Genomic DNA, 11,860 nt, shown 5'->3' on the forward strand with positions numbered 1-11,860 from the left:
GTCTCCCGAGGTGGCGGCCCCGGGCACGAAGCGTTCCCCTACCGATCGGACCGCCACGCGAGCACGATGCGCGCGGTCGAGAACCGCGCCGTGGTGGGACTGCTCGGCGCTGCCGGATCGCTGCCCCGTCTCCGGAAAGCCGAGACCAGCCACGCGACGAGGGCGACCAGGAAGATCTGCCCGACCAGTGATTCGAGTTCCGCATCCCGACCGGCGAAGGCCGCCTTCGGGGAGGCGAGGCTCGACATGAGGCCCTCGACCCGGCCGGCCTGTTCCACCGCCTCCGCGCGCCCCAGGAGGAGCTCCAGTTCGAGTCCCCCACCGAGGCGAACGGCGGCGAACGCAGGTCGGGAGCGCGAGGCGGCGCTCCCGTCACGCCCCGAACGGGGTGTTGACGCGCTCGGAGCGCCACCCGCACGATTGCGCCATCAGCAATCGGGTGCACAATGAGCAACACCGGTCCCGTGTGTGGCGTCGACCTCGGGCTGCAGGGTGCGCTGATCGTTTCAAGAGGATCACCCGGCACTCGTTCGTCCGACCGGGTGCGGGGACTCGCAGGACACTGGAGGGTTGATGAGGATCCTGGTCGCCGACGCCTTCCCCGAGCAGTACCGGAACCGGCTCGCCGAGGCGCACGACTGCGCCTACGAGCCGGACACGACCGCGGACGAGTTGCCCGCCCGGCTCGCCGGGTGCGAGGTGCTGGTCGTGCGCAGCACCCGCGTCACCGCCGAGGCCCTGGAGTCCGCCGATTCCCTGCGCCTGGTGATCCGGGCGGGATCGGGAACCAACACCATCGACCGCGACGCCGCTTCCCGCCTGGGGGTCCACGTTTCCAACGTGCCCGGACGCAACGCGATCGCGGTCGCCGAGCTGGCCTTCGCGCTGTTGCTGGCCCTCGACCGCAACGTTCCCGACAACGTCGCCGACCTGCGCGCCGGGCGGTGGGACAAGAAGCGCTACTCCCGGACGCGCGGGCTCTTCGGCCGCAACGTCGGCGTCATCGGCCTGGGCCAGATCGGACTCGCGTTCGCCGAACGGGCAGCGGCCTTCGGCACGCACGTGCATGCCGTGACCAAGCCCGGCCGCGACCGCGAAACGCTGGAGCGCGCCCAGGCCATCGGGATCACCTTCGTCGACGACCTCCCCGAGCTCGCACGCACGTGCGACGTGTTGTCGCTGCACGTGCCCGCCGCTGACGCCACCCGGCACCTCGTCGACCGGGACCTGCTGGCGCAGGTGGGCCCCGGTGCGATCATCCTCAACACCGCGCGCAGCGAGCTGGTCGACGAGGACGCGCTGATCGAGGCGATGGACACCAAGGGCGTGCGGGCCGGGATCGACGTCTTCGCCGACGAGCCCGGAACCGGCACCGGCACCATCGACTCCCGGCTGGCCGCGCACCCCAACACCTACGGCACCCACCACATCGGAGCGTCGACCGAACAGGCGCAGGAGGCGGTGGCCGCCGAGATCGTGCGCATGGTCGAGGAGTTCGCGGCGGGGACAGTGCTGCACTGCGTCAACCCGGAGGCGGCCCGCTCGTTCGTGCCGTCGCTGTCCGTGAGCGAGGCGTCATGAGCGCCCCCCGCACCGAGGCCCCGACCGCGGGGGTCACCGCGCGGTTGCCGCGCAGCCTGGTGCTGGACCACCGGTGGGACGCGAACCCGGGCGACGCGGCGCGGATCCGGGAGTCCTTCGACTCGGGCCGGTACCCGCGCCTGCCCGAACCGGCGGTCGTCGTGTACCGCATCGCGGAAGGGGAGCACGAGCAGACCGGCGTCGTCGTGGAGGTCTCCGTCGACGACTACCGGGCCGGGCGGGTCCGGCGGCACGAGGCCACGCAGCTCGAGCGGGAGCGGCTGCTCGACGAGTTCACCGAGCTGTCCGGGATCGAGCAGATGCCCGTGACGCTCGCCCACTCCCCCGACGAGGCGCTGCGGTCGGTGACCGAGCGGATCACCTCGACCGAACCCGAGGTGGACCTCGCGGCCGGGGACGGAACCCGGCACACCGTGTGGGTCCAGCGGGACCCCGGGCTCGCGCGGGCGGTCGAGCTGGGCGTCAGCGGGGTGGACGCCCTCTACATCGCCGACGGCCACCACCGGATGGCCGCGGCCGAGCACTACGCCGCGCGACGCCACCACCTCGGTTCGGACCACCCGGCCGCGTTCACGCTCGCCGCGCTGTTCCCCGCCGACGAGATGCGGGTCTTCGGCTACCACCGCTGCCTCCCCGTTCCCGGCGGGGCGGCGGCCGGGGTGTTCGAGAAGCTGGTGTCGCTACCCGTGATCGCGCGGTGGGAGGACTGCTCGGTCACGACCCCGGAGCCGGGTGTCGTGGTGGTGCGCTTCGCCGACGAGTGCTACCGGATGGTCCTGCGGCCGTCCGGCGCGAACGGGCACGTGCGCGCGTCGCTGGACGTCGTCACCCTCGACGAGGAAGTGCTGCCCGAGCTCGGGATCACGCCGATCTCGTGCGGCAACGGCGCGCCCGAGAACTGCCGGCACCCCGCCGACGAGGCGGTGCGGTTCGTCGCCCACCCCCCGAGCATCGAGCAGATCATGGCGGTCTCGGACGCCGGTCTCGTGATGCCGCCGAAGTCGACGTGGTTCGCCCCGAAACCCGCACCCGGCCTGTTCCTGCGCGACCTGACCGGCCTGGCGTGAGCCGCACGACCTGACGGCGTCCACACCGACCACCGGTGCGCGACATCGACGCGGGTGATCCGCTCCGGGCGCCCGGCACGAATCCGCGCCAGAAGCAGCGGGCTCCGCAGGCGGTCCGCAGTGGACACGGCATCGGGGATTCAGCGGGACGCGTCGTCCAGTGTCGACCTCGGGGTGGGGATATGTGCGCCACGGGGCGTCTTTCGCAATACCGCGTGCGCGCTTGCCGGCGTTGTTGTCCCGCGTGTCTCGTCTCCGCCCGCAACGTGCGGGTGCAGCGCTGGAACGTGCGGATGAGGTCGGTCGCCGAAAGCCCGGGCGCAACTGCGGCGACTTCAGGACGCCATCGAGGCCGGGGCCTGCCACCACGCGTTCAAGCACGGTGTCATCGCTATCGATGCGCGCCCCCGTGCGCGGGCAGCGGCGCACTCTGATCGTCGGGGTCGTGCCGAGCCATTGACGGCGCGCGGGCGCTGCATCATCCTTGTGTTGCCATTTGACATCACTGTTGACGATATGGCTACAAGCTGGGAGCTGGCTGTGATCGATTGCGATGTGCACAACGCCTGGACCTCTGCGGAGGTGTTGTTGCCGCACCTGTCGCCGACGTTTCGGGAATACCTGGTGCGCGGGGAGAAACCGGGTCCGGCGGGGGCGTTCCCGCACGCGCACCGGCCGTGGCTGCATCCGGAGGGATTCATGCGGTACGACGCCATCCCCGCCGACGGGACCGCGCCGGGGTCGAGCTACGAGCTGATGCGGGAGCAGCTCGTCGACCACTACGACCTGGAGTACGCGATCCTCACCGGAGACGAAGCGATCGAGGTTTCCACGCTGGCCAACCCGTACTACGCGCAAGCGCTGGCCAGCGCCTACAACGACTGGCTGATCGAGCAGTGGCTGCCGCAGGACGCGCGGTTGAAGGGTTCACTCGTGGTCGCCCCGCAGGACCCGGCCCAGGCCGCTGCCGAAATCCGGCGCGTCGGCGAACACCCCGACATCGTGCAGGTCCTGGTCTCCAGCGGATCGCAGCGCCCCTACGGTGACCCGTTCTTCCACCCCATCTGGCAGGCCTGCGCTGAGCTGGATCTCCCGTTCGCAGTGCACCTGGGCGGACAAGGCGGGTTGAACGCCAACCCGATCGGCTGCGGCCCGACCACGTTCTTCTGGGAGACCCACGCACTGCTGTGCGAGACGGGCATGGCGCACCTGGCGAGCACGATCGCGCACGGGGTGTTCGAAAAGTGGCCCACCGCCCGGATGGTGATGATCGAATGCGGTGTCGCATGGGTGCCGAGCATCCTGTGGCGGCTGGACGAGGACTACCGCGCGCTGCGCAAGGAAACTCCCTGGGTCAAGCGGCTTCCCAGCGAGTACGCCCACGACCACGTGCGGATCACGACGCAACCGTTGGAACAGCCCCGCACGAAGGGCGCCTTGTGGCCAGCGCTGGAGGACATCGGTGCCGAGGACATGCTGATGTTCGCCTCGGACTACCCGCACTGGGATTTCGACGACCCCAACTTCCTGCGGATACCGGAGAACTGGCGCGATCGTGTGCTCACCGAGAACGCCCGGAACGTGTACCGACTCCCCCGGCGGGTCGAGCAGGGTCCCGGAAGCACCGGAGAGGCGGTGGCGTGATGCGGTCGGGAACGACTTCCACCGCGCGCCCGTCGCGACGACACGTCGTCTGCTCGGTCGAGGAACTCCCTCCCGGGCAGCGGCTCATCGTCGAGCTCGGCGGACGCAGCGTCGGCGTGTTCAACGTCGACGGCCGGTACTACGCGCTGCACAACGGCTGTCCGCACAAAGGCGGAGCTCTGTGCGAAGGCCCGATCTGCGGCACGACCCTCCCCACCGAGGATCGAGAGTTCACCTACGGCCGCGACGGGCAGATCGTGCGTTGCGCCTGGCACGGCTGGGAATTCGACATCACCACCGGTCGAGCCCTGGCCGATCCGCGGGTGCGCGCGCGCACCTACCCCACCACCGTCGAGGACGGCCACGTCGTGGTGTTCACCTGACCGCTCCCGAGGAAGGGCACAGTCCTTTGTCCAGATCACCCGCGCTGCCGCCGCTGCCGACTCCGTCCCGCGTCGTGATCGTCGGTGCTGGGGTTTCGGGTACTCGGTGCGCCTTCGCGCTTCGCGAGCGCGGCTACACCGGCTCGATCACCCTGCTCGGTGCTGAACCGCGAAGCGCCTACGACCGCACCTTGTTGTCCAAGGACTTCCTCGGCGGTGAAATCGCCCACGAGCAGCTGGCGCTGCACGCGCCAGCCGATTACGCAGCCCACGACATCGACCAACGCATCGGCACCGAGGTGACGAGTCTTGAGCCGCGCCACCAACGGGTCGTGCTCACCAACGGCACCGCACTGGACTACGACCGGCTGGTGCTGGCCACCGGGTCCCGCGCAGCACGTCCGGCCGCGTTGGACCACCCGGGCGTGCACGTGCTCCGCGATCTGGAGGACGCCGCGCGGATCCGACGCCAGCTGGCGACCTGCCGGCGAATCGTGATCGTCGGAGGTGGGTTCATCGGCTGCGAACTCGCCGCCACCGCCAGCAGCTCGGGGATCAACACGGTGCTGGTCGAGGCCGACGAGGCGCCTCTGGCCCGGCTCGTCGGCCCCCAGGTCGCGCAACTGATCGGCGAACTGCACACCGCCCGCGGCGTGCACCTGCGCACGGGGCGGGCCGCCGTCGGGGTCCGGGCAGACCGGGGCGGCCAGCTGACGGTGTCGCTGGCCGACGGCAGTGAGGTCGCGGGCGACACCGTCGTGCTCGGCGCGGGCAGCACTCCGATCGCCGGGCTCGGCCCGAACTCGGGCACAGCGGGAATCCCGACCGACGCCCGGTGCCGCACCGCCGCCCCGAACGTGCTTGCCGCCGGGGACTGCGCCCGCTGGTTCCACCCCGGATACCGCGACTACCTCCGGGTCGAGCACTGGGACACCGCGCGCCGGCACGGAGCCGCGGCCGCGGGGACGATTCTTGGTGCGAACGAGCCCTTCGCCCCGATCCCGTTCTTCTGGTCGCACCAGTACGGCACCCGACTGCAGTGGGTCGGCCACGCCCCGGTGTGGGACAGCGTGAACCTCGAACCCGGTACCGCGCCGGGCAGCTTCGTGGCCCGCTACCACCACGGAGGGCGATTCGTCGCCGCTCTGGCCGCCAACGACCCACGCGCCGTCGCCGCCGCCCGCACCGAACTCGCCTCACTCCAACAGGAGGAAGCCGCATGAGCACCTCTGAGCACACCGACGTCCCGGTCCGGGTCAGCATCGACGAGTCGATCTGCATCGGCGCGGGCAGCTGCACGCGACTGGCCCCGGGGGCCTTCCAGATCGATTCGTCCCGGGAAGTCGCCGAGCTGGGCGACCTCTCCGCCGTCGACCGCGAACAGCTGCGGCAGGCCGAACGATCGTGCCCCACCGGCGCCATCTTCCTCGAGGAGGAAACACCCCATTGATCGCGCCACCACAGGTCCCGGGGCCGCTGTCTATCGATCGACAGGTGTGGACGCGTATCCCAGTCGTGCGCTCAGCTGCCTGGCGGCCTCCTGCACCTCCGCGGCCATGCCCGCCAGCCGGCTTTCGGGAATCCGGTATTCGGGGCCGGAGACGCTCAACGCAGCCACGCACAGCCCGCGGTGATCGCGCACCGGCACGGCGACCCCGTGGAGACCCTGTTCCAACTCGCCTCGCGCCGCGGCCCACCCCTGTTGGCGCACCTGCTCGACCTCCGCACGCAGTGCCGCCGCATCGGTGATGGTGGTGCCGGTGGCCGGTGGTCCGAGCGCGTCGTCGACATCGAGTTCCGCGAAGGCCAGGAACACCTTCCCGTCCGAGGAGGCGTGCAGCGGAGAACGACGCCCCAACCACTGGCGGGCCCCGACCAGGTAGGCGCCGCCGGCCTGGGCCACGTCCAGCGACTCGCCCCGATCGTACACCGAAAGCACCACCGTTTCCCCGGTTTGCTCAGTCAGCGACTGCATCACGGGGTGCGCATCGCGGAGGAGGTCCCGGCCCGGCATCACCAACATGCCCAACCGCGCGACCTCCGGGCCCAGCCGGAACGCCTCCCCGTTCTCGGAGCGCTCCAGGAACCCCCGCTCGGCCAGGGTCGCCGCGAAGCGGGAGGCGCTGCTGCGGTGGATGCCCAGGCCCGTCGCCAGCGCACTCACGCTCATCTGCTGATCAGGACGATCGAACAGCTGCAACAACTGCAGAGCCCGATCAACGGTTTCCAGAGTCCGCACCATCCCACCGATCACCATCTACCACCACCCCGCGCAGCGAGGTGATCCCGAGCAGGCCGGCGACCAAGTGTAGTCGACCGGCTGCCGACCTCGCCGAGGTCCGCGCCCGGCTTCCCCGTCGCCTCGGCGCGTCCCGGCCGACCGCACCGAAAACCACCGCGTCGAGCGCGGTGATCACCGGCACGGCACGAGCGGCCCCGGAGGGGCCGTTCGAACCGGCAGCCACCCGGGCGCGAGGGCGCGAGGGCTCCAGCGAGCCGCGCCGGCCCAACATCCGGCTACCGGAGGTTTGTCGCCTTCGCTGCGATCCGCCCGGTGCGCGGACGTACGAGCGATGCGCTGCGTAGCAGCACGATCTCAGTCCGCACCCGAAGCGCGGCTTTCCGACGAGAGTTTGTTCACCCGCTGTGTCTGAGCCGCGCACATGTGCCACTCTGAGCTCAATGCGAACGCTGGATCTGATTACTTGGTGTGCTGCCGGCGTGGCGATCATTGCCGTGACCCTGGCCTGGTGGCACGTGCGGCGTGCGCACAAGCAGGCCCAGCAGGTGGCGCAGCAAGCAAGTCGGGTGTCCCAGTTGACCACAGCGGCGGAAGACCACGCCGAGCAGTCCTCGAAGGCGGTCCAACGCGCGCAAAGCCAGGCGGAACGGGCCTGGGAACAGGTCAAGTTCGCCAACGAGCAGCTCGAGCAGGCACGTCAGGAACACCGCGCGAGCGCCCGGGCGGAGCTGTGGGAGTGGGCCTACGCCCTGACGAAGGCGAGCGGTGAGCTGGTGGAGGCGAGCCAGGAGCTGCTCCGCATCGCCTTCGATCCGCACGTGGCGCCGCACTACCGGTTGTCCACCGACCGCCACTACCGGCAAGCGTGCCAACGCTGGCAGGACACGGCCTTCAAAGCCGTGGCCCGGGCATCACCACCGCTGGAACAGCAAAGCCAGATCATCACCTTCGCGGACGTGCACCACCGCCTGCACGGTCAGATCGAAGTGGTGTTGCGCGCCGCCGAGACCGGCACCTTGGCCGGCGACACCGCGCTGGCCCAGCAAGTCTTCAAGCTCCAGCAAGAGCTGGGCAGCGCCCACCGGCAATTGCAGCGCACCGTCAGCGCGCACCTGAGCACCGCCGAGGACCACTCCTCCGAGGACCAGACCCAACACGTCACCGGAGCGCAGGTCGGCACGCCAGCACCGAACGGGGCGAGCGCGCGAACATCCGCGATGATGTCGGGCGCCCATCGCCCGTCCGCCGCGGCAGACGGGTCACGCGCCCCTTCGGCCGGAACGACGGGGACCGTCTGAACACCGCGCCGGGTCGAACGTTTCGCACCCCCTGCCGCGCTCCGGCGGTCGACCGGCCGCGGTCCCCGCACCGCTGCGCGCTCAGTCGGATGCGCACTCGAGCCGAAGAGGAGTCGAACCGAATCGCGAGGCTCGTGCAGGCCGCTGAGCTCTGACCGGGACTGTTCCACTCCGGAGGAGTCCTACGAAGAGCACCCGATGAACCGTTCCGTCATGCGCGCGCCGGTTCGGGGACGGCACTGGGTTCGACCGCGGGACGCAGGGTCAGGGCGACCAGAGCCGAGACGAGGCAGCCGAGGCCGAGGTAGGCCGCCACCCAGTGCCAGGCGCCGTCGCCGAACATGACGAGCGCGGTGGCGATGGCCGGGGTGAACCCACCGCCGACGGCCGCGGCGACCTGGTAGCCGAGCCCGGCCCCGCTGTAGCGGTACTCGGCGCCGAACAGCTCGGTGAGCAGCGGCTGCTGGACGCTGACGATCATGTCGTGGGCGATGTTGACCAGCACGACCGAGGTCACCACGATCATGATCTGCGAACCCGCCTGCATGGACAGGAAATAGGGCACCGTACCGATGACCCCGACGACGGCACCGGCGGTGAACACGGTCTTGCGCCCGTAGCGGTCGGACAGCCAGGCGAAGAACGGGATCGTCACGATCCCGAGACCGCCGACCAGGAGGGCGACGTTGAGCATGAAGCCGGAGCTGAAGTCGTACTGGTCGGTCGCGTAGGACAGGGCGAAGGTCGTGACGATGTACATCGTCAGCAGTTCACCCAACCGCAGGCCGATGATCTGGAAGAACGCTGCGGGGTGCTGCCGGAGCGCATCGAGCACCGGAAGCTTGCGCTGCTTCGGCGCCTGTTCGGCGACCTGCTTGCGGAACACGTCGCTTTCCGGGACGCCCGCGCGGATCCACAGCGCGACGGCCACGAACACGACGCTGAGGAGGAAGGGGATGCGCCAACCCCAAGCCTGGAACGCGGCATCGCTCGTGAGGGCCTGCATCACGCCCACGGCGCCGGTGGCCAGCAGCAGCCCGACGGAGTAGCCGACCTGGACGCCGCTGCTGAACAGCGCCTTGAGCTTCGGCGGAGCGCTTTCGACGGCCATCAGGGCAGCGCCACCCCACTCCCCGCCGACGGCGAAGCCCTCCACCGCGCGCAGCACCACGAGCAACAAGGGCGCCCACCAACCGATGCTGGCGTAGGTGGGCAGCAGACCGATCAACGCCGTCGCCACACCCATGAGGGACACCGTCCACACGAGCATGGTCTTCCGGCCGAGCTTGTCGCCGAAGTGCCCGAAGACCAACCCGCCGAGCGGGCGGAAGACGAAGCCGACACCGAACGTGGCGAAGGCGGCCAGCGTACCGGCGAGGGGGCTGAACGAGGGGAAGAACGCGCTGTTGAAGACGAGCGCGGCGACGATCCCGTACAGCAGGAAGTCGTACCACTCAACGACCGCACCGATGAAACTCGCAGCCGCGGTCCGAACGGGTCTGGGTTCTGCGTCCGCCATTCGACACCTCCTTGTGCGTTGTACGAACTATCGTGCGCTAATTGCACGCTATCGTGCGACGTGACCCACAGAGCGTCAAGACCCGGATGCACTCACCCGCCACGCCTCCCCCTCGCGCAGGGCCCGCGCCCCTCGCGATCCCCAGGAAGATCGCCCAGGCCAACACACGCGCGCCCTGCCACTTCGGACGCAGGGCCTTGAAGATCCCCATGGAGGCGAATATGGTCGCTATCCGCACAGTTGAGCGTATAGCGCACACAGGAGGCTCGATGAAAGCAGCAGCCCTGACCGCACCAGAACGCATCGAGATCATCGACGCCCCGGAGCCGACCTGCGGCCCGCGCGACGTCCTCGTACGCGTGCTGGGAGCAGGTCTGTGCGGCACGGATTCCGCCGTCGTGCGCGGCAGTAGGAAGGTCCCCGCACTGCCGTGGGTGCTGGGGCACGAAGGCGTTGGCGAGATCATCGCTGCGGGCGAAGCCGTCGACGACCGGGCCGTGGGCCAGCGGGTGGTCATCGAGCCGAACTACTGCTGCCGGCGCTGCGAGCAGTGCCGATCCGGTTTCACCTCCGGTTGCGGGGACCGCATCGCCGTCGGACTCGACGCAGCGGGCGTGCTCGCCGAACGGGTCGCGGTTCCGGCGGACTTCACGCACCCGATCGCCGATGACGTGAACATCGCGGACGCGGTGTGCGTGGAACCGCTGACGGTGGCGCGTGCAGCCGTACGCCGCTCCGGGGTGGGACCTGGAGATCGCTGCCTCGTCGTCGGGACGGGATCGCAGGGCCTTTTCCTCTGCCAGGCGCTGCTGGAAATCGGCACCACCCCGGCGGTGCGGGAACCCCATGAGGGGCGCCGCGAGTTGGCGCTCTCCCTCGGTGCCGCGTCCGCGCAACCGGGCCGGGTCGTGGACCACGTCTTCGAAACCTCCGGGGCCCCTGGAGCGCTGGAGTCGGCTGTGCGACATCTGGCCCCGGGCGGCCGGGCCGCGCTCGTCGGCATGAATCCGGATGCGATCGCGCTGTCCTCGCACAGGATCGTCACGCAGCAGTGGTCGCTCACGGGTTCGCTGATCTACGACCACCCGGCAGATTTCGCCGAGACGATCGCAGCGGTGGAGGAGGGCGCCCTCGCGCCGCACCACGTGCTGCAGGCCCGGTTCTCACTCGACTCAGCCGCCGATGCGTTCACCGCAGTAGCCGCAACACCGGGCAAGTGCTGGATCAGCATCGACAACGGCGCGGCGTAGCGGGCCGTCCCGGTCTCAACTGCCTGCACCGATGAGGTCCGCCTCGATCAGGCGGGCGGTTCGCAGGATCACCGGGACGTAGTCGCGCTCGACCAGTTCCGGCGTGGTGCGCCCGGCGTGCACCGAGACGTTGGCCGCAGCCACCACCCGACCGGCGCGGTCGCGCACCGGTACGGCCGCGCCGCGCAGACCTTCTTCCAGTTCGGAGTCGACCAAGGCCCACCCCTGAGCACGGACCTTGTCGATCTCCGGGCGCAGGCTCTGCACGTCCCGCACCGTGTGCTCGGTCCGACGCGGCAGCTGCGAAGACTCGAGCCGTTCCGCCAGCTCCGCTTCCGCGAGCCCGGCCAGCAGGACGCGCCCCATCGAGGTCGTGCACGCATCGAACCGGGTGCCGATGTTGATCTTCACCGTGGCCAGCCGCCTGCTGGGCACCAGCGCGAGGTAGACGATCTCATCGCCGTCGAGGACGGCCAGCGCAGCGGTCTCGTTGAGCTCGCGCGCCAAGGCCTGCAAGTGCGGCTGGGCGATCTCCGGCAGCGACATCCCGGCCAGGTAGGCGTACCCCAGCTCCAGCACCCGCGGCGTGAGCTCGAAGTGGCCGCCCTCCGAAGTGACGTAGCCGAGCCGCACCAGGGTGAGCAGAAGCCGGCGGGCCGTCGCTCGATCCAACCCCGTCTCCCGGGCCACCTCGGCCAGCGTCTGCCTCCGACGCTCAGCGGTGAACGACCGGATGACGGACAGAGCCCGCGCCACGGACTGCACGAAGTACCCGTCACCAGCGCGTGCCTCCGGCGCCGGATCAGCCACGCTCGCACCTCCCATCGCAGCGTGCGTATGCCGCACGCTCAGTCT

Annotated in this window: 12 protein-coding genes; 8 read left to right on the forward strand and 4 right to left on the reverse strand. The window is 70.1% G+C overall.

The annotated features are described in order from the left end of the window. Positions 1-38: 38 nt before the first annotated feature. Positions 39-278 (reverse strand): hypothetical protein, encoded by a 240-nt coding sequence (locus ACYVJE_RS04630; protein ID WP_461143422.1) that lies wholly within the window; start codon positions 276-278, stop codon positions 39-41. Between the two features lie 295 nt (positions 279-573). Here ACYVJE_RS04630 and ACYVJE_RS04635 point away from each other — a divergent pair, with 295 nt between their 5' ends. From ACYVJE_RS04635 to ACYVJE_RS04660, 6 genes are all read left to right on the forward strand, one after another. Next, positions 574-1,581 carry an NAD(P)-dependent oxidoreductase gene (locus ACYVJE_RS04635; RefSeq protein ID WP_461143423.1) on the forward strand — a complete coding sequence of 336 codons (1,008 nt, stop codon included), beginning with the start codon at positions 574-576 and terminating at the stop codon, positions 1,579-1,581. Next, the gene (locus ACYVJE_RS04640; protein WP_461143424.1) at positions 1,578-2,669 is read left to right on the forward strand and encodes a DUF1015 family protein; all 1,092 of its coding nucleotides are present in this window, start codon (positions 1,578-1,580) and stop codon (positions 2,667-2,669) included. The genes ACYVJE_RS04635 and ACYVJE_RS04640 overlap by 4 nt, the downstream gene beginning before the upstream one ends. 516 nt (positions 2,670-3,185) lie before the next feature. Beyond that, positions 3,186-4,313, forward strand: coding sequence for an amidohydrolase family protein (locus tag ACYVJE_RS04645; protein WP_461143425.1), 1,128 nt, complete (start codon positions 3,186-3,188; stop codon positions 4,311-4,313). Next, positions 4,313-4,696 (forward strand): Rieske (2Fe-2S) protein, encoded by a 384-nt coding sequence (locus ACYVJE_RS04650; protein ID WP_461143426.1) that lies wholly within the window; start codon positions 4,313-4,315, stop codon positions 4,694-4,696. Before ACYVJE_RS04645 ends, ACYVJE_RS04650 begins: the two co-directional genes overlap by 1 nt. 26 nt (positions 4,697-4,722) lie before the next feature. Continuing rightward, the gene (locus tag ACYVJE_RS04655) at positions 4,723-5,919 is read left to right on the forward strand and encodes an NAD(P)/FAD-dependent oxidoreductase (RefSeq protein WP_461143427.1); all 1,197 of its coding nucleotides are present in this window, start codon (positions 4,723-4,725) and stop codon (positions 5,917-5,919) included. Next, positions 5,916-6,146 carry a ferredoxin gene (locus tag ACYVJE_RS04660; protein WP_461143428.1) on the forward strand — a complete coding sequence of 77 codons (231 nt, stop codon included), beginning with the start codon at positions 5,916-5,918 and terminating at the stop codon, positions 6,144-6,146. Before ACYVJE_RS04655 ends, ACYVJE_RS04660 begins: the two co-directional genes overlap by 4 nt. A gap of 30 nt (positions 6,147-6,176) precedes the next feature. On the opposite strand, the gene ACYVJE_RS04665 is transcribed toward ACYVJE_RS04660, so the two are convergent. Next, positions 6,177-6,953 carry an IclR family transcriptional regulator gene (locus tag ACYVJE_RS04665; RefSeq protein WP_461143429.1) on the reverse strand — a complete coding sequence of 259 codons (777 nt, stop codon included), beginning with the start codon at positions 6,951-6,953 and terminating at the stop codon, positions 6,177-6,179. A 425-nt stretch (positions 6,954-7,378) separates the two neighbouring features. On the opposite strand from ACYVJE_RS04665, the gene ACYVJE_RS04670 reads away from it, so the two are divergent. Beyond that, positions 7,379-8,236, forward strand: coding sequence for a hypothetical protein (locus tag ACYVJE_RS04670; RefSeq protein ID WP_461143430.1), 858 nt, complete (start codon positions 7,379-7,381; stop codon positions 8,234-8,236). 211 nt (positions 8,237-8,447) lie between these two features. Here the strand turns inward: ACYVJE_RS04670 and shiA are convergent, their stop codons facing one another. Continuing rightward, positions 8,448-9,755, reverse strand: a complete 1,308-nt coding sequence (gene shiA, locus ACYVJE_RS04675) for a shikimate transporter (RefSeq protein ID WP_461143431.1) — start codon at positions 9,753-9,755, stop codon at positions 8,448-8,450. A 269-nt stretch (positions 9,756-10,024) separates the two neighbouring features. Between shiA and ACYVJE_RS04680 the strand changes: the two genes are divergently transcribed. Then, positions 10,025-11,005: a zinc-dependent alcohol dehydrogenase gene (locus ACYVJE_RS04680; RefSeq protein WP_461143432.1), complete on the forward strand. Its 981-nt coding sequence runs from the start codon at positions 10,025-10,027 to the stop codon at positions 11,003-11,005. Between the two features lie 15 nt (positions 11,006-11,020). Here the strand turns inward: ACYVJE_RS04680 and ACYVJE_RS04685 are convergent, their stop codons facing one another. After that, a complete protein-coding gene (locus tag ACYVJE_RS04685) occupies positions 11,021-11,815 on the reverse strand; it encodes an IclR family transcriptional regulator domain-containing protein (RefSeq protein WP_461143433.1) in 795 nt (264 codons plus the stop codon). Between the last annotated feature and the right edge of the window lie 45 nt (positions 11,816-11,860).

The sequence above is a fragment of the Salinifilum aidingensis genome, from assembly GCF_054782015.1.